The organism is Secundilactobacillus silagei JCM 19001 (assembly GCF_002217945.1).
Taxonomy (GTDB): domain Bacteria; phylum Bacillota; class Bacilli; order Lactobacillales; family Lactobacillaceae; genus Secundilactobacillus; species Secundilactobacillus silagei.
In genome coordinates, this window is the sequence record NZ_BCMG01000055.1 from 1 (window position 1) to 255 (window position 255).

The 255-nt window shown below is 38.8% G+C and carries 1 protein-coding gene; it reads right to left on the reverse strand.

Annotation, left to right across the window (positions count from 1 at the left end):
- Positions 1 to 70 precede the first annotated feature (70 nt).
- Positions 71 to 255 (reverse strand): transposase (locus CES79_RS12515; RefSeq protein ID WP_143456354.1); only part of this gene is annotated, 185 nt, incomplete at its 5' end.

Here is a 255-nt window from a genome sequence, read left to right on the forward strand (position 1 = left end):
ATGTTTAATTGCACAAGTTAAGTGGTTCTCTGTCAACTGTTGTTGGTAACGACCATAATGCACTCAATCATTATTTGATGATTGGGTGTTTTGTTTTTGTCCTTAACATAACAAGGACGCGCAAACGGAAATTCTTAAATCTCGTGTAGCCATAGCCGGATCGTTTAAGGACTTTGATTCGATTATTCGTCCCTTCCAAAGGACCATTGGAGTAATCTTTGTGCTTCAAGGTGTTTTCAATGTAGTCAGGATGCT